Origin of the sequence: Dietzia natronolimnaea, from assembly GCF_002289575.1 — a bacterium.
Lineage (GTDB): Bacteria > Actinomycetota > Actinomycetes > Mycobacteriales > Mycobacteriaceae > Dietzia > Dietzia natronolimnaea_A.
Window position 1 is genome coordinate 1 of sequence record NZ_NTGA01000011.1, and the last position, 16002, is coordinate 16002.

Here is a 16002-nt window from a genome sequence, read left to right on the forward strand (position 1 = left end):
GCTGCTGGTAGTCGCCGCGCTCGTGCTGGGTCTGGTCACCGCGGTGCAGAGGCGGTGCACCGGCGGGGTGCTGGGCCCCATCGTCACCCACGTGGTCTGGTCGATGGTCATGCTGTTCGCGCTCTCACCGATATTCGACGCCGCGAGCGGGTAGCCGCCTACCCCCCGCAGCACCCCGCCCCGGCGCCGGAGCTGCCATACGGGCCACGAGCCGAGCCGCGCTCCGGGCCGGGGCGCACCTCACGCGTGGTGAGATTCCGGGCCGCGAGATCGGCCTCCGCCGGGTAGTCCACCCCCACCAGGGACAGCCCGCACGCGGGCGCGACGGGCACCGACGACGACCGCTGCGTCTCGCGCAGCAGCCCGGTGATCCACTCCTGGCCGCGCCGGCCCTCCCCCACGGCCATCACCGCACCCACCAGGCTGCGCACCATGGACCAGCAGAACGCATCCGCGCTCACCGACGCCGTCCACACCTCGGCCGCCCCGGGCGCGTCCGGCCCGCGCGGATCCGGCTCGGCGCGCCAGTCGAAGCGCTGGAGCTCCCGGATCGTCGTGGCGCCCTCGCGACGACGACAGAACGCCGCGAAATCGTGCAGGCCCAACAGCCGCGAGGACGCCTCGCGCACCGCGTCCAGGTCCGCAGGCCGCGTCCAGGCCGCGGTGTCGCGGGCGCGGGTCGGCTCGGGGCCCCACGGCGCGGTGGTGAGCCGGTACTCGTAGTGGCGGCGCAGCGCCGAGAAGCGGGCGTCGAAGTCCCCGGGCGCCCACCGGGCGTCCATCACCGCGATGTCGGCGGGCAGGAGCCGGGCGAGTCTGCGCACCAGCGCCTCGGGGCGCCCGTCGAACGACCGTTGGTCCAGCCACTCCGGGTCCACGTCGAGGTGGCACACCTGGGCCCGGGCGTGGACCCCGGCGTCGGTGCGGCCGGCGACAGTCAGGGTCACGGGGTGGCGCAAGACGGTCCCGAGCTGCTCCTCCAGGACTCCGCACACCGTGCGCAGGCCGGGTTGCCGGGCCCACCCGGAGAAGTCGGTGCCGTCGTAGGCCACGTCCAGGCGGATCCGGCGGGTGGATGTGACGGTGGAGGTGTCGGTGGATGTGTCGGCTGCGAACTCCGACGGGGTGATCATGACCGTCGACGCTAGCCCACCGGCCCCGGCCGTGGCAGGCTCGGGTCATGCCGCGCCCCACCACCAGGACCGCGCTGCTCGAGGCGGCCGCCGGAGAGTACGAGCGGCTGCACCTCGCCCTCGGCCGGTTCGATCCCGGGGTACTGGCCGACCTCACCTGGGAGGCGGAGATCGAGGACACCTCCCGGCACCCGCGGGACGTGCTCACCCACATCCACGCCTGGCAGCTCCTGGCCCTGGGCTGGGCGGAGACGGCAGAAGCCGGTGGCACGCCTCAGGTCCCCGGGGAGGGGCGCACCTGGCGCGAGACCCCGATGATCAACGCCGAGATCCGCGAGCGCTACCTGGGCACCTCGTACGCCGACGCCGTCGAGCTCCTCGCCGGGAGCCACGCCCGGTGCCTCGCCGTGATCACCTCGCACTCCGACGACGAGCTCTTCACCCGGGGCCGCTACGCCTGGACCGGGAGCACCACCCTCGGCGCCTATTTCGTCTCCGCCACCTCGAGCCACTACGTGTGGGGCCGCAAGACCCTCCGTCGGATCCAGCGCGCACTGCCTGCGCGCTCGCTCCCTGGGCCATGAGCGGCCACTCCGACGTCCTGCCGTGGCTGCGGGCGGCCGACCCCTCCACCACGTACCTCGCCGTGCGCGATCTGGAGGACCGCGACGACCCGGGGCTGCGGTCCGCCGTCGCCGGGTCCGGGGTGGGCGCGGCGTTGCTCGGGTACCGGCGTTCGGACGGGCACTGGGGATCCGGCTTCGCCGTGCCCCAGTGGACCAGCACCCACGACACGCTGCTCGAGCTCGCGGCGCTGGGCCTGGACCCCGGTGACCCCCGCGCGACCGCGTCCGTGCGGATGGTGCTGGAGGCCCCGAGGTGCGCCGACGGCGGCCTGCGCGTGAGCCCGAGCGCCCGCCGCAGCGACGTATGCATCAACGGCATGGCACTGACCTACTGCTGCCACTTCGGGGCGGAGACCCCTCTGCTGGCCGGCGTGGTCGACGCGATCCTCGCCGAGCGGATGGCCGACGGCGGGTTCAACTGCCGGAGCACGCGCTTGGGCGCCACCCATTCCTCCGTGCACAGCACCACGAGCCTGATCGAGGGGTTCACCGCCTACCTCGCGGCCGGGCACGCGCATCGCGCCGACGAGGTCGCCGCGGCGCGGGCGGGGGCCGTCGAGTTCCTCCTCGTACACCGGTTGTTCCGTAGCCACCGGACCGGCCAGGTGATCCGCCCGGAGTTCACCCGGCTCCACTATCCCGCGCGGTGGCGATTCGACGTCCTGCGCGGCCTCGACGCCGTCACCGCGGCCGGTGTCGTCGACGACGAGCGGCTCTCCGACGGACTCGACATCCTCCGGCGGCGGCGCCGTGCCGACGGACGGTGGGCCGGAGCCCGCGGGTACCCCGGGACCACCCACGTCGAGTACCCGGCCTCCCGCGAGCCGAACCCGTGGATCACCGTCATCGCACTGCGGATCCTGCGACGGGTCGGGGTGGACTGAAACGCGCCCGGCGGAACTCGTCCAGGATGGAGGTATGCAGCCTCCCCGCCTCGCAACCCCCGTCGCAAAGCCCGTCGCCGTCCTCGTCACCGCCCTCACCGCCGCCTCCCTGCTTGGGGCGTGCGCCGCCGACGACGAGGGGACCGCCGACGGCGTGCCGACCGCAGTCACCGACCTCGACCCCGAGGCCGGCCCGACGTACGCCCGCTACGTGGCCCTGGGCGACTCGTTCGCCGCCCTCGGCGCCACCGACGCCCCCACCAGTGGGCCCGACCGGTGCCTGCGGTCCACTGCGAACTACGCGTCCCTCCTCGCCGAGCGCCGGGACGTGGGAGAACTCGTCGACGTGACGTGTGGCGGCGCGGAGACGACCGACATGACCGAACCCCAGATCCCCGAGACGCCGCCCCAGTTCGACGCACTGACCCCCGACACGGACCTGGTGACCCTCTCGATCGGCGGGAACGACATCGGATTCGGCGCGATGGTGGGATGCATCGTCCAGACCCCGCGGGCGGAGACCGGGGCGCCGTGCCGCGACCGCCTCGAGTCCACGGTGACCGACCAGCTCGACGCGCTCGGCGACCGGCTGGACCGGGTGTACGACGGGATCCGCGACCGCTCCCCCGACGCGCGGGTCGTCACCACCGCCTACCTGCCGCTGGTCCCCGACGACGGCGGGTGCGAGTTCGTCTCCGGGATGAGCCCCGGGGACGTCGCCTGGACCCGGCACGTGACCGAGCGGATCAACCTGATCGTCTCGGACGCCGCCGACCGCGCGGGCGCGGACGTCGTGCTGCCCGAGGACGCCGACGAACGGAGCGCCTGCGCACCCGCCACGGAGCGGTACACCGACTTCACCGGGCAGGAGACGGGGTCGCACCCGATGCACCCGACGCAGGCGGGCCACGCGGCGATGGCGGAGGCCGTCGGCGCGGTGCTGTGAACGACGGGGCTCAGAACGACGGTGCTCTGAACGACGACGGGGGCCCCGCCCTCCGCATGACGCGGTGGGCGGGGCCCCTCACACCGGATCCGGGACGGATCGGGCCTCGGTGACTCAGGCCTTGTCGGTGTCCTCGCTGGTGGCGTGGGTCGTGTCCTCGGAGACGGCGTCGGCGGTCTCCTCGGCGGTGTCCACGTCGGCGTCGTCCGCGGCCTCGACCTGATCGGCGATCGGGCTGTTGGCCTCGGCCTCGGCAGTCACCTCGTCCGTGCTCTCCTCGGCGGGCTCGGCCGGGGCCGTGGCCGCCTTGGAGGCGGCGGCACGGGTGGCACGGGAGGCCTCGGCGGAGGCCAGCTCCTCGGTGACGAGCGCGATCATCGCCATGGGAGCGTTGTCGCCCTTGCGGTTCTCGAGCTTGACGATCCGGGTGTAGCCGCCATCGCGGTTCGCGGCCCGGGGGCCGATCTCGGCGAACAGCTTGTGCAGGACGTCCTTGTCGCGGATGACCTTGGCGGCCTCACGACGGTCGGCCAGCGTGCCACGACGGGCCTTGGTGATGAGCTTCTCCGCGTACGGACGCAGCAGCTTCGCCTTGGTCTCCGTGGTGCGGATCGCATCGTGCTCGAACAGCTGGGTGGCCAGGTTCGAGAGGATGAGCCGCTGGTGGGAAGCGGATCCGCCGAGGCGGGCGCCCTTCTTGGGCTTGGGCATCAGATTCTCCTAGGAATGGTGTGCTGAGAGCTCGTCAGAGCTGCTCGGTCTCGGCGTAATCCTCGCCACCCTCGTCGGTCCACGTGCCGGTCTCGGCGTCGTAACCGGCGACCGAGGCGGGATCGAACCCGGGGGGCGCATCCTTGAGCGACAGGCCGAGCTCCACGAGCTTGACCTTGACCTCGTCGATCGACTTCTGACCGAAGTTGCGGATGTCGAGCAGGTCGGACTCGCTGCGCGCCACGAGCTCGCCCACGGTGTGGACTCCCTCGCGCTTGAGGCAGTTGTAGGACCGGACGGACAGGTCCAGGTCGTCGATCGGCATCCCGTAGGCGGCGATGTGATCGGCCTCGGCCGGGCTGGGCCCGATCTCGATGCCCTCGGCCTCGTCGTTGAGCTCCCGCGCCAGGCCGAAGAGCTCGACCAGGGTCTTGCCGGCGGACGCCAGGGCGTCACGCGCGGTGATCGAGTTCTTGGTCTCGACGTCGAGGACCAGGCGGTCGAAGTCCGTGCGCTGGTGCACACGGGTGGCCTCGACCTTGTAGGTCACCTTGAGCACGGGCGAGTAGATCGAGTCGACCGGGATGCGGCCGATCTCGTGTCCCGCGTCCTTGTTGAGCCCGGCGGGGACGTATCCGCGACCGCGCTCGACGACCAGCTCGATCTCCAGGCGCCCCTTCTCGTTGAGGGTGGCGATGTGCAGGTCCGGGTTGTGCACCTCGACGCCCGCGGGCGGGACGATGTCGCCGGCGGTGACGGCGCCCGGGCCCTGCTTCTTGAGGTACATGGTGACCGGCTCGTCCTCGACGGACGAGACGACCAGTCCCTTGAGGTTCAGGATGATGTCGGTGACATCCTCCTTGACACCCGGCACGGTGGTGAACTCGTGCAGGACACCCTCGATGCGGATGCTGGTCACGGCCGCGCCCGGGATGGACGACAGCAGCGTGCGACGCAGCGAGTTCCCGATGGTGTAGCCGAAACCGGGCTCGAGGGGCTCGAGCACGAACCGCGAGCGGTTCTCGGAGACGACCTCCTCGGTGAGGGTGGGCCGCTGGGAGATGAGCATGTGCTACCTCTTTCGATTCTCGGCGTCCGCTATTTGACGCCGTAGTAACCCACCGTCGCCGGGAGGGCCGCGGTGTGCGGCCCTCCCGGCGACGAGGGAGGACGGATCACTTCGAGTAGAACTCGACGATCAACTGCTCCTGCAGCGGCACGTCGATCTGCGCGCGCTCGGGAAGCTGGTGCACGAGGATGCGGAGCGTCGTGGGGACGACCTGCAGCCACGCCGGGACGGGACGCTCGCCGAGGCTCTCCTGGGCGATCTCGAACCAGTCCATCTTGGTGGACTTGGGCCGGACGTCGATGATGTCGTACTGCGAGACCCGGTAGCTCGGGACGGTCACCTTCTGGTCGTTGACCCGGAAGTGGCCGTGGTTCACGAGCTGACGTGCCTGACGACGCGTCTGCGCGAGACCCGCGCGGTACACGACGTTGTCCAGACGCGACTCCAGGAGCTGGAGGAGGTTCTCGCCGGTCTTGCCGCCGCGGCGGTGAGCCTCGGCGTAGTAGCGACGGAACTGCTTCTCCATCACGCCGTAGGTGAAGCGGGCCTTCTGCTTCTCCTGCAGCTGTGTGCGGTACTCGGACTCCTTGATCCGCGCGCGGCCGTGATGGCCGGGCGGGAAGGGCCGACGTTCGAATGCGGTGTCCCCACCGACGAGGTCCACGCCCAGACGGCGGGACTTACGGGTGACGGGGCCGGTGTAACGTGCCATGGTTCTCTACGTTCCTTCCGGCTCAGACTCGACGCCGCTTGGGCGGACGACAGCCGTTGTGGGGCTGGGGGGTGACATCGGAGATCGTGCCCACCTCGAGGCCGGCGGCCTGGAGTGAACGGATGGCGGTCTCCCGGCCCGAACCCGGGCCCTTGACAAAGACGTCGACCTTCTTCATGCCGTGCTCCTGCGCCTTGCGGGCCGCGTTCTCGGCGGCGAGCTGGGCGGCGAAGGGCGTCGACTTGCGCGAGCCCTTGAAGCCGACGTGGCCCGAGGACGCCCAGGCCAGAACGGCACCGGACGGATCGGTGATCGAGACGATCGTGTTGTTGAACGTGCTCTTGATGTGGGCCTGGCCGTGAGCGACGTTCTTCTTCTCCCTGCGACGGCCCGTCTTCTTGGGGCCCGCAGCGCGTGACTTGGGGGGCATTACTTCTTCTTTCCGGCGACGGTCTTCTTCGGACCCTTACGGGACCGGGCGTTGGTCTTGGTGCGCTGTCCGCGGACGGGCAGACCCCGGCGGTGGCGGATGCCCTGGTAGCTGCCGATCTCGATCTTCCGGCGGATGTCGCCCTGGATCTCACGGCGGAGGTCACCCTCGACCTTGTAGTTGCCTTCGATGTCGTCTCGAAGGACGGTCAGCTGCTCGTCGGTGAGGTCCTTGGTCCGCAGATCCGGGCTGATGCCGGTCCGCTCGAGGATCTCGACGGCCCGCGTGCGACCGATGCCGAAAATGTAGGTGAGCGCGATCTCCATACGCTTGTCGCGTGGGAGATCGACGCCGGCAAGACGTGCCATGTGGCGTTTCTCTTTCGTCGTGCGGTAGGTCTGCTCCCCGACCGTCCCCGCTGGCGCATGGTCATCTCACGATGAGCATCCGTCCGGGGCCCTGGCCTCCGCATCCAGGGGTGTGGTACCCGCCTCACCGGCGATCCGGGAGGCGGCTGGTACGGGGAGTTGAGCGATTTACTTGTAGCGGTAGACGATCCGACCGCGGGTGAGGTCGTACGGCGACAGCTCGACGACCACGCGGTCCTCGGGCAGGATGCGGATGTAGTGCTGCCGCATCTTCCCACTGATGTGCGCCAGGACCTTGTGTCCGTTCTCGAGCTCGACGCGGAACATTGCGTTCGGCAACGGCTCGACAACCCGGCCCTCGACCTCGATGGCTCCGTCTTTCTTTGCCATGCTGGTAACGGTCCTCCACGATTCCCCGGATGTCATCTACCGGATTCTGGTGCACTGGTGGGCACACCGACGTATAAGCCTACGTCAGTGCGCGGTGCAGTGCCAATCGGAGGTCATCCGTAGCAGGCGCGTCCCGCCGGGACGCCGTCGAACCGTTCCTGCAGCCAGTTCATCGCCGCCGGCAGCTTCTCCACCGCGCCGAGGAGATGCTCGGGCGCCAGACCCGGCTCCCAGGTCAGCGGGGTCCCCTCACGGCAGTAGCGCGCAGCGGTGTCCTCCGCGTCCCAGAAGGGGACCAGCGGGTCGGTCCGGGAATGCCACATGAACACCGGCACGCGGGGCACGTCCGGCGACAGTCGCACGCTGTTCTCGGCGAACGCGCGCATCAGACCCTCCTCGGCGACCAGGTCTCCCCCCTGCAGGACCAGCGGCACGGAGCGGAACGCGCCGAAGAACAGCAGAGAGGCCGTGCACCGGCCCTTCATCTGCTCGAACAGCGCCCAGCCCTCGGGGGTGAGCCTGTCCTCCAGTCGGATGTCCTCCGGATACTCCCGGGCCATCCCCACGGCGGCCGCGAACGCCAGGCCGAAGGCCGGGTGCGGCCCGTTGCCGATCATCCGGGCCATCGTCGTCATGTCCGTCGGGATCCCGCCCTGCGCGACCCCCACGAGATTGACGTCCGGCGCGTAGTCGTCGTGCATGACCGAGACCCAGGCGCTGGCGATGCCGCCACCGGAGTACCCCAGCGCGCCGAACCGGCTGTCCCGGGCGTCGAAGCGGGGGTCGTCACGCACCGCCCGCATCCCGTCCAGCACGATCCGCGCGGACAGCTGACCGCCGGGGTAGGCCACCTTGGGGCCGAGATGATCGGGGATGATCACCGTCCACCCCTGATCCAGCCGGACGCGGAGGAACGCCATCGCGTTGTCCTGCGCGGTCTCCAGGGTCGGGTTGACCAGGGTCTCCGTGGGGGCGCACCGCTGGCCGAGGGCGTTCAGGTAGTGCTGGTAGCTCAGGACCGGCCCGTTCGGGCGGGCGTGGGGCGGACGGACCACCGTCGCCGTCGCGAGGATCGGACGATCGCGCGTGTCGGTCGACCGGTACGCGATCTCCGTCACCTCGTACCCGGCGAACGCCGGCATGCTCACGACGCGGGTGTTGATCACCTGACCGAGAGCCGCTCCGGCGAGCACCGCGGGATCGGCGTGGTAGAACGGCGCCGGCTGCGGGTCCTCCATGAGGGATCCCGTTCCGCCCTCCATGACCGACTGTGCCCCCGCCGAGGGGGATGGTCCCGTGAGCTGGGCCAGGATCACGAGCGCCGCGAGGGCGGCAGCGATCGCCGCACGCGACGAGGTGGTGGTTCGGCGCACGTGTGGGTGAACGGGCATGCCCTGACCTTTCGGGCCGGTGGTCGACAGTGCGAACACCTTAACCCGAGCCAAGAAGATACCGGCACGGCTCCCCCGGGCGCCGCCCGGTCCGCGCCGGATTCAGTCGCGGGGGCGTGGGGTGAGCACGCGGGGGCCATCGGCGGTGACCGCGACCGTGTGCTCCCAGTGCGACGACGGCGAGCCGTCGACCGTGACGACGGTCCAGTCGTCCGCCAGGGTCCGGGTGTCGGTCTCCCCACCGAGAACCAACATCGGCTCGACGGCCAGAACCGACCCCTCCTGCAGCCTCGGCCCCTTGCCCGGCTTGCCCTCGTTGGCGAGGAAGGGCCACTCGTGCATCTCACGCCCGATCCCGTGCCCACCGAACCCGTCGACGATGCCGAGGGAGACGCCGTGACGCTGTTCCGCGCGGCGGGTGGCGACCTCGAGGGCGTGGGAGACGTCGGTCAGCCGGTTTCCCGGCGACATCGCCAGGATGCCCTCCTCGAGGACCTCGCGGGTCGCCTGGTTGAGAAGGGCGACATCGGGGTCCAGCTCGCCGACGCCGAAGGTCCAGGCGGAATCCCCGTGCCACCCGTCCAGGATCGCGCCGCAGTCGACCGAGACCAGGTCGCCCTCACGGAGCACGGTGGCCGATCCCGGGATTCCGTGCACGACCACCTCGTTGACCGAGGAACAGATCGAGCCGGGGAAACCCTCGTACCCCTTGAACGAGGGCACCGCACCGGCGTCCCGGATCAGCTGGTCGACGAGCTCGTCGAGATCCGCTGTGGTCGCGCCGGGTACCGCGGCGTCGCGGGCCGCCACGAGCGCGCGACCGACGATCCGGCCGGCCGCCTCCATCGCGTCCAGCTCACCGGGGGTACGCGCGGTGACGACGCTGGTGCGCGACCGGCCGAACACGTCGGATCAGCGATCCAGCGCGGCCAGGGCGCGCGCGTTGATCTCGTCCACCTCGCCCACCGCGTCGACGGTGGTGACCTCCGAGCCGTAGTACTCGAGGAGGGGCGCGGTCTCGGAGCGGTACACCGACATGCGGTTGCGGATCACGTCCTCGGTGTCGTCCTCCCGGCCACGGGCCAGCATCCGCGCGACCACGGTGTCCTCGTCGACCTTGAACTCGATCACGGCGTCGAGCTCCTGGCCCGCCACGGCGAGCATCTCCTTGAGCGCGTCCGCCTGCTCCACGCTGCGGGGGTACCCGTCGAGCAGGAAGCCCTCCGTGGCGTCGGGCTCGGCGATGCGGGCCTCGACCATCCGGTTGGTGACGTCAGCGGGAACGAGGTTACCGGCGTCGATGTAGGACTTGGCCTCCACGCCGAGGTCCGTCCCCTGGGAGATGTTGGCACGGAAGAGATCACCCGTGGAGATGTGCGGCACGCCGAGCTTCTCGGAGAGCAGGGCCGCCTGGGTTCCCTTGCCGGCGCCGGGAGGGCCGAGGAGGACGAGACGCATGGTGAGGACCAGCCTTTCTACAGTGTGATGTGCTCGGGGTCGCGAACGCCTACTTGAGGAAGCCCTCGTAGTTGCGCTGCATGAGCTGCGCCTCGATCTGCTTCACGGTGTCGAGACCCACGGACACCATGATGAGCACAGCGGTGCCACCGAACGGCATGTTCTGCATGTCACCACCCCCGCTACCCATGTCGAGGAAGATGTTGGGCAACACGGCGATCAACCCGAGATACAGCGATCCGAACAGCAGGATCCGGTTGAGTACGTAGCCGAGATACTCGGCCGTCGGGCGCCCCGGGCGGATGCCCGGGATGAACCCGCCGTACTTCTTCATGTTCTCGGCCTGCTCCATCGGATCGAACTGGATGGCCACGTAGAAGTACGCGAAGAAGATGATCAACGCGAAGTACAGCAGGATGTAACCCCAGCTGGAGGGGTTCTGCAGGTACTGCATGACGTAGCGCTGCCAGAAGCCGTCCGCGGCCGGCTCGGGACCCTGGATCAGCTGGGTGATGAGGATCGGCACGTACATCATCGAGGACGCGAAGATCACCGGGATGACGCCGGCCTGGTTGACCTTGAGCGGCAGGTAGGTGGAGGTCCCGCCGTACTGACGGCGGCCCACCATGCGCTTGGCGTACTGGACCGGGATACGACGCTGGCCCTGTTCGACGAAGACGACCGCGACGACGATCAGGACGACGGCGAACATGACCGCCGCGAACTTCAGCGTCGAGGAGTTCTGGTAGATGTTGACGCCCTCGGCGGGGATTCTCGAGGCGATGCCGGCGAAGATCAGCAGCGACATGCCGTTGCCGACCCCGCGGTCGGTGATGAGCTCACCGAACCACATGACGAGGGCGGCGCCGGCGGTCATCACGATGACGATGGTGACGAGCGTGAGGATGTCGTTGTCCATGAGGACGGACTCCCCGTTGCCCAGCAGCTGACCCCGGTCGGCGAGCGCCACGATGCCCGCGGACTGCAGGAGGGCGAGCGCGATGGTGAGATACCGCGTGTACTGCGTCATCTTGGCCTGGCCGGACTGCCCCTCCTTCTTGAGCTGTTCGAAGTAGGGGATCACCACGGTGAGCAGCTGCACGATGATGCTCGCCGTGATGTACGGCATGATGCCGATCGCGAACACGGACAGCTGCAGGAGCGCCCCGCCGGAGAACAGGTTGACCAGGGAGTACAACTGCGCGTTGTCTCCGGTCAGGGCGGTGTCGAGCAGGCCCCGGAGCTTGGGGTAGTCGACACCTGGCGACGGGATCTGCGCGCCGATGCGGTAGAGGATGATGATCCCGAGGGTGAAGAGGATCTTCTTCCTCAGGTCCCGGTCCTTGATCGCGGACGCGAGTGCGGAGAGCACATGTCCTCCTGGTCATGGACGGCCCGTAGCCGCCGCCTTCGTCGAATGCCGGTGCGTCGGGGGGTCAGACCGGCGGCAGTGAGCCGGGCCCCGAACGCACAACAAGAAAAACTGTATCAAGATGAGCGCAGGGGCCGGATCCGAGACTCTCGGACCCGACCCCTGCACCCGTCAACCGGTCCCCTCGCGGGAACCGTCGGGGACTCAGGCCCCGGCCTCCGACACGCTTCCGCCGGCGGCCTCGATCTTGGACTTCGCCGACGCGGACACCTTGTCGGCGGCCACGGTCACGGCCACGGAGATGTCCCCGTCGCCCAGGACCTTGACCGGCTGGTTCTTGCGGACGGCACCCGCGGCGACGAGCTCGGCCACGCCGACCTGTCCACCGGAGGGGAACAACCGCTGGATGTCGGACACGTTGACGACCTGGAAGACGACCTTGTTGCGGTTCTTGAAGCCCTTGAGCTTCGGGAGACGCATGTGGATCGGCATCTGGCCACCCTCGAACGCCGCGGGGACGTTCTTGCGTGCCTTGGTGCCCTTGGTACCGCGGCCGGCGGTCTTGCCGCCCTTACCGCCCTCACCACGACCCACGCGGGTCTTGTCGGTGTGGGCGCCGGGTGCCGGGCGCAGGTGGTGCAACTTGATGGTCATGCTCACTCCGTCTCTTCGACCACGACGAGGTGGTTCACGACGTTGATGAGACCCCGTGTCTGGGCGTTGTCCTCACGGACGACCGTCTTCCGGATGCCCTTGAGTCCCAACGTCCGCAGGGAGTCCTTCTGGTTCTGCTTGGTCCCGACCGTGCCGCGGACCTGGGTGATCTTGAGGTTGGCCATGATCTACGCCCCCTGTCCGGCACGTGCGCGGAGCATGCCCGCGGGAGCGACGTCCTCGATGGGCAGGCCGCGGCGGGCCGCGACCTCCTCGGGGCGATGCAGACCCTTGAGGGCGGCCACCGTCGCGTGGACGACGTTGATGGCGTTGTCCGACCCCAGCGACTTGCACAGGATGTCGTGCACGCCGGCGCACTCGAGAACGGCGCGCGCCGCGCCACCCGCGATCACACCGGTACCCGGCGAGGCCGGACGGAGCATGACGACGCCCGCGGCGGCCTCACCCTGGATCGGGTGCGGGATGGTGGAGCCGATGAGCGGGACGCGGAAGAAGTTCTTCCGTGCCTCCTCCGACCCCTTCTGGATCGCCGCCGGCACCTCCTTGGCCTTGCCGTAGCCGACGCCGACCATGCCGTTGCCGTCGCCCAGGATCACGAGGGCGGTGAAGCTGAACCGCCGACCGCCCTTGACGACCTTGGACACGCGGTTGATGGTGACGACGCGCTCGATGAACTGTGACTTCTCGTCGTCGCGGCCACCGCGACGATCGTTTCCGCCACGGCCACGGCCCCCGCCGCCGCCGCTGCGGCCGCCCTGGGCGTTGTCGTTGGTGGTGGTGGTCTTGTTGTCCGCGGCGGGCCCGGTGCCGCCGTCACGACGCTGACGTCCCGGCATCAGACGGTCCTTCCGTTAAAGGTCAGTGCAGTGGTGTTGGTCATCAGAACTCCAGCCCACCCTCGCGGGCGGCGTCGGCCAGCGACGCGATCCGGCCGTGGTACTTGTTGCCACCACGGTCGAACACGACGGCGTCGATGCCGGCGGCCTTGGCGCGCTCGGCCAGGAGCTGGCCGACCTTGGCGCTGCGGTCCTTCTTGTCGCCCTCGAGGGTGCGCACATCGGCCTCGATCGTCGACGCGGCGGCCAGCGTGTGGCCCGCCGAGTCGTCGATGATCTGGGCGTGGATGTGGCGCGAGGACCGGTTGACGACCAGCCGCGGACGCTCGGGGGTGCCGGCGACCTTCTTGCGGAGGCGGAAATGGCGCCGGGCGCGACCGACGCGACGTGCCGTCGAGACATCGGTACCCAGCGGGGAACGCTTCTTCGTGTTGCTCATGGTCACTTACCCGTCTTTCCGACCTTGCGACGGACCTGCTCGCCCTCGTAACGGATGCCCTTGCCCTTGTACGGGTCGTGCTTCCGCAGACGCTTGATGTTGGCGGCGATCTGGCCCACCTGCTGCTTGTCGATCCCGGAGATCGAGAACTTCGTGGCCCCCTCGACGGCGAAGGTGATGCCGTCGGGTGCCGCGATCGGCACGGGGTGCGAGTAGCCGAGGGCGAACTCGAGGTCCTGGCCCTTGGCCACGACGCGGTAACCCACGCCGAAGATCTCCATCTTCTGCACGTAACCCTCGGTGACACCCACGACCATGTTGTTGACCAGGGAGCGGGAGAGACCGTGCAGGGAGCGGTTGTCGCGGTGGTCGTCGGGACGGTTCACCGTGAGGGTGCCCTCCTCGACCGACACCGTGATCGGTGCGGGCAGGTCCTGGGTGAGCTCACCCTTGGGGCCCTTGACGGTGATCGTCTGGCCGTCGACCTTGATGTCGACTCCGGACGGGATGGTGATCGGAGCCTTGCCGATACGTGACATATCTCGCCCCTTACCAGACGTAGGCGAGGACTTCCCCGCCCACCTTCTTGTTGTTCGCCTGACGGTCCGTGAGCAGACCCTGGGAGGTCGAGATGATCGCGATACCGAGGCCACCGAGGACCTTGGGCAGGCCGGTGGACTTGGCGTACACGCGAAGACCCGGCTTGGAGACTCGCTTAATGCCCTGGAGGCTGCGCTGGCGCGACGGGCCGTACTTGAGGTCGATGGTGAGCTTCTTGCCCACCTCGGCGTCCTCGACGGAGTAGTCGCTGATGTAACCCTCTTGCTTGAGGATCGCCGCGATGTTGCCCTTGAGCTTGGAATGCGGCATGGAGACGGTGTCGTGGAACGCCGAGTTGGCGTTACGCACACGCGTCAGCATGTCCGCGATGGGGTCGGTCATCGACATGGATTTACCATGTTCCTTTCTCGTCACGGTTCCCATGCAGCACGGTCCGTCGACGGCCTGTGGGCCGCTCGCGTCCGTCGTGGGCCTATCACGAAGAGTTCGAATGTTCGGTTGTCTGGGGCCCGCCGATCGTTGCCGATCAGGTGGGGAACCCGCCGCGGGTGACGCTCTTCTCGTCAACCACGACCCGACGGCTGGGCCGTCTGCCCGTCGCCGGGGACCCGCGGATGCGATGCCCCGACGCGGACGGCCGGTCCGGCGCGAGGAGGGGGTCAGTCCTCCTTGAAGGGGAAGCCGAGGTGCTTGAGCAGCGCCCGACCCTCTTCGTCGTTCGTCGCGGTGGTGACCACCGTGATGTCCATGCCCCGGGGGCGGTCGACCTTGTCCACGTCGATCTCGTAGAACATGGTCTGCTCGTTGAGGCCGAAGGTGTAGTTCCCGTGACCGTCGAACTGCTTGCCCGACAGGCCGCGGAAGTCGCGGATACGCGGGAGGGCGATCGTCGTCAGGCGATCGAGGAACTCCCACATGCGGTCACCGCGAAGCGTCACGCGGGCGCCGATCGGCATGCCCTCGCGGAGCTTGAACTGCGCGATGGACTTGCGGGCCCGACGGACCTGCGGCTTCTGACCGGTGATGAGCGTGAGGTCGTTGATGGCGCCGTTGATCAGCTTGGCGTCCCGGGCGGCGTCGCCGACACCCATGTTGACGACGACCTTGACGACGCCGGGGATCTGCATGACGTTCGCGTACTCGAACGTCTCGTTGAGCGCCGGCTTGATCTCGGAGCTGTACCGGGCCTTGAGGCGCGGGGTGTACGCGGTGGGAAGTGCGGTGTCGGTCATGGTCACAGGTCCTTCCCGGTCTTGCGCGAGACCCGGACGCGCTTACCGTTCTCGTCGGTGCGGATTCCGACGCGCGACGGGGTGCCGTCGGCGTCCACGACGATCACGTTGGACACGTGGATCGGGGCCTCCTGCGTGACGATGCCACCGGAGGAGGCACCACGCTCGGCAGCCGAGTTGGCGGTGTGCTTCTTGATGCGGTTGACGCCCTCGACGAGGACCTTCTCCTGCGCCGGGTAGGCCTGGATGACCTTGCCCTTGGCGCCCTTGTCCTTGCCGGCGATGACGAGGACCGTGTCGCCCTTGTGGACCTTCATGTCAGAGCACCTCCGGAGCCAGCGAGACGATGCGCATGAACTTCTTGTCGCGCAGTTCACGACCGACGGGCCCGAAGATGCGGGTCCCACGCGGGTCGTTGTCGTTCTTGATAATGACGGCGGCGTTCTCGTCGAACTTGATGTACGACCCGTCCGGGCGACGGCGCTCCTTGGCGGTGCGCACGATGACGGCCTTGACGACCTCACCCTTCTTGACGTTGCCACCGGGGATGGCGTCCTTGACGGTGGCGACGATGATGTCGCCCACGCCTGCATAGCGACGCTTGGATCCACCGAGAACGCGGATGCAGAGAATCTCCTTGGCACCCGTGTTGTCGGCGATCTTGAGTCGCGACTCCTGCTGGATCATGGTTCTCCTGACCAGGCTTGTTCAGATGTGTGCCGGATTCCGACCCGACACACGCGGTCATGTCGCCCCGACCGGATCTCTC

23 protein-coding genes are annotated in these 16002 nt (G+C 68.9%); 3 read left to right on the forward strand and 20 right to left on the reverse strand.

What is annotated here, in order from left to right:
- Positions 1 to 158: 158 nt before the first annotated feature.
- Positions 159 to 1133 (reverse strand): tRNA pseudouridine(38-40) synthase TruA, encoded by a 975-nt coding sequence (gene truA / locus CEY15_RS05135; protein WP_095717581.1) that lies wholly within the window; start codon positions 1131 to 1133, stop codon positions 159 to 161.
- 47 nt (positions 1134 to 1180) lie between these two features.
- On the opposite strand from truA, the gene CEY15_RS05140 reads away from it, so the two are divergent.
- The 3 genes from CEY15_RS05140 to CEY15_RS05150 are packed head-to-tail and all read left to right on the forward strand — an operon-like array spanning position 1181 to position 3589.
- A complete protein-coding gene (locus tag CEY15_RS05140) occupies positions 1181 to 1717 on the forward strand; it encodes a ClbS/DfsB family four-helix bundle protein (protein ID WP_095717582.1) in 537 nt (178 codons plus the stop codon).
- Positions 1714 to 2643, forward strand: a complete 930-nt coding sequence (locus CEY15_RS05145; protein ID WP_095717583.1) for a hypothetical protein — start codon at positions 1714 to 1716, stop codon at positions 2641 to 2643. The genes CEY15_RS05140 and CEY15_RS05145 overlap by 4 nt, the downstream gene beginning before the upstream one ends.
- Positions 2644 to 2677: 34 nt before the next feature.
- Positions 2678 to 3589, forward strand: a complete 912-nt coding sequence (locus tag CEY15_RS05150) for an SGNH/GDSL hydrolase family protein (RefSeq protein WP_095717584.1) — start codon at positions 2678 to 2680, stop codon at positions 3587 to 3589.
- Between the two features lie 114 nt (positions 3590 to 3703).
- On the opposite strand, the gene rplQ is transcribed toward CEY15_RS05150, so the two are convergent.
- The 19 genes from rplQ to rplN all read right to left on the reverse strand — a co-directional run bounded on the left by rplQ (position 3704) and on the right by rplN (position 15920).
- Positions 3704 to 4300, reverse strand: a complete 597-nt coding sequence (gene rplQ / locus CEY15_RS05155) for a 50S ribosomal protein L17 (protein WP_095717585.1) — start codon at positions 4298 to 4300, stop codon at positions 3704 to 3706.
- Between the two features lie 34 nt (positions 4301 to 4334).
- Positions 4335 to 5369 (reverse strand): DNA-directed RNA polymerase subunit alpha, encoded by a 1035-nt coding sequence (locus CEY15_RS05160; protein ID WP_017838218.1) that lies wholly within the window; start codon positions 5367 to 5369, stop codon positions 4335 to 4337.
- 106 nt (positions 5370 to 5475) lie between these two features.
- The gene (gene rpsD, locus CEY15_RS05165; protein ID WP_017838217.1) at positions 5476 to 6081 is read right to left on the reverse strand and encodes a 30S ribosomal protein S4; all 606 of its coding nucleotides are present in this window, start codon (positions 6079 to 6081) and stop codon (positions 5476 to 5478) included.
- A 22-nt stretch (positions 6082 to 6103) separates the two neighbouring features.
- Positions 6104 to 6511 carry a 30S ribosomal protein S11 gene (gene rpsK / locus CEY15_RS05170; protein ID WP_017838216.1) on the reverse strand — a complete coding sequence of 136 codons (408 nt, stop codon included), beginning with the start codon at positions 6509 to 6511 and terminating at the stop codon, positions 6104 to 6106.
- A complete protein-coding gene (rpsM, locus tag CEY15_RS05175; protein WP_017838215.1) occupies positions 6511 to 6879 on the reverse strand; it encodes a 30S ribosomal protein S13 in 369 nt (122 codons plus the stop codon). Before rpsM ends, rpsK begins: the two co-directional genes overlap by 1 nt.
- A gap of 168 nt (positions 6880 to 7047) precedes the next feature.
- The gene (gene infA / locus CEY15_RS05180; protein WP_010541191.1) at positions 7048 to 7269 is read right to left on the reverse strand and encodes a translation initiation factor IF-1; all 222 of its coding nucleotides are present in this window, start codon (positions 7267 to 7269) and stop codon (positions 7048 to 7050) included.
- Between the two features lie 113 nt (positions 7270 to 7382).
- Positions 7383 to 8660 (reverse strand): lipase family protein, encoded by a 1278-nt coding sequence (locus tag CEY15_RS05185; protein ID WP_141244212.1) that lies wholly within the window; start codon positions 8658 to 8660, stop codon positions 7383 to 7385.
- A gap of 102 nt (positions 8661 to 8762) precedes the next feature.
- Complete coding sequence (map, locus tag CEY15_RS05190; RefSeq protein ID WP_095717586.1) at positions 8763 to 9566, reverse strand: type I methionyl aminopeptidase; 804 nt, start codon at positions 9564 to 9566, stop codon at positions 8763 to 8765.
- 6 nt (positions 9567 to 9572) lie between these two features.
- Entirely contained in the window at positions 9573 to 10118 is a 546-nt protein-coding gene (locus CEY15_RS05195) for an adenylate kinase (protein WP_095717587.1), read from the reverse strand.
- A 49-nt stretch (positions 10119 to 10167) separates the two neighbouring features.
- Positions 10168 to 11490 carry a preprotein translocase subunit SecY gene (secY, locus tag CEY15_RS05200; RefSeq protein ID WP_017838211.1) on the reverse strand — a complete coding sequence of 441 codons (1323 nt, stop codon included), beginning with the start codon at positions 11488 to 11490 and terminating at the stop codon, positions 10168 to 10170.
- A gap of 204 nt (positions 11491 to 11694) precedes the next feature.
- The gene (gene rplO / locus CEY15_RS05205; RefSeq protein WP_017838210.1) at positions 11695 to 12144 is read right to left on the reverse strand and encodes a 50S ribosomal protein L15; all 450 of its coding nucleotides are present in this window, start codon (positions 12142 to 12144) and stop codon (positions 11695 to 11697) included.
- 2 nt (positions 12145 to 12146) lie between these two features.
- Positions 12147 to 12329 carry a 50S ribosomal protein L30 gene (gene rpmD / locus CEY15_RS05210; protein WP_017838209.1) on the reverse strand — a complete coding sequence of 61 codons (183 nt, stop codon included), beginning with the start codon at positions 12327 to 12329 and terminating at the stop codon, positions 12147 to 12149.
- 3 nt (positions 12330 to 12332) lie between these two features.
- Positions 12333 to 13001 carry a 30S ribosomal protein S5 gene (rpsE, locus tag CEY15_RS05215; protein ID WP_095717588.1) on the reverse strand — a complete coding sequence of 223 codons (669 nt, stop codon included), beginning with the start codon at positions 12999 to 13001 and terminating at the stop codon, positions 12333 to 12335.
- Positions 13002 to 13044: 43 nt separating this feature from the next.
- Positions 13045 to 13440: a 50S ribosomal protein L18 gene (gene rplR, locus CEY15_RS05220; RefSeq protein WP_095717589.1), complete on the reverse strand. Its 396-nt coding sequence runs from the start codon at positions 13438 to 13440 to the stop codon at positions 13045 to 13047.
- 2 nt (positions 13441 to 13442) lie between these two features.
- Positions 13443 to 13979 (reverse strand): 50S ribosomal protein L6, encoded by a 537-nt coding sequence (gene rplF, locus CEY15_RS05225; RefSeq protein WP_095717590.1) that lies wholly within the window; start codon positions 13977 to 13979, stop codon positions 13443 to 13445.
- Between the two features lie 10 nt (positions 13980 to 13989).
- Positions 13990 to 14388 carry a 30S ribosomal protein S8 gene (gene rpsH / locus CEY15_RS05230; RefSeq protein WP_017838205.1) on the reverse strand — a complete coding sequence of 133 codons (399 nt, stop codon included), beginning with the start codon at positions 14386 to 14388 and terminating at the stop codon, positions 13990 to 13992.
- A gap of 272 nt (positions 14389 to 14660) precedes the next feature.
- Positions 14661 to 15233 (reverse strand): 50S ribosomal protein L5, encoded by a 573-nt coding sequence (rplE, locus tag CEY15_RS05235; RefSeq protein ID WP_031265201.1) that lies wholly within the window; start codon positions 15231 to 15233, stop codon positions 14661 to 14663.
- 2 nt (positions 15234 to 15235) lie between these two features.
- Positions 15236 to 15550 (reverse strand): 50S ribosomal protein L24, encoded by a 315-nt coding sequence (gene rplX, locus CEY15_RS05240; protein WP_095717591.1) that lies wholly within the window; start codon positions 15548 to 15550, stop codon positions 15236 to 15238.
- A gap of 1 nt (position 15551) precedes the next feature.
- Positions 15552 to 15920 carry a 50S ribosomal protein L14 gene (rplN, locus tag CEY15_RS05245; protein WP_095717592.1) on the reverse strand — a complete coding sequence of 123 codons (369 nt, stop codon included), beginning with the start codon at positions 15918 to 15920 and terminating at the stop codon, positions 15552 to 15554.
- Positions 15921 to 16002: the final 82 nt, after the last annotated feature.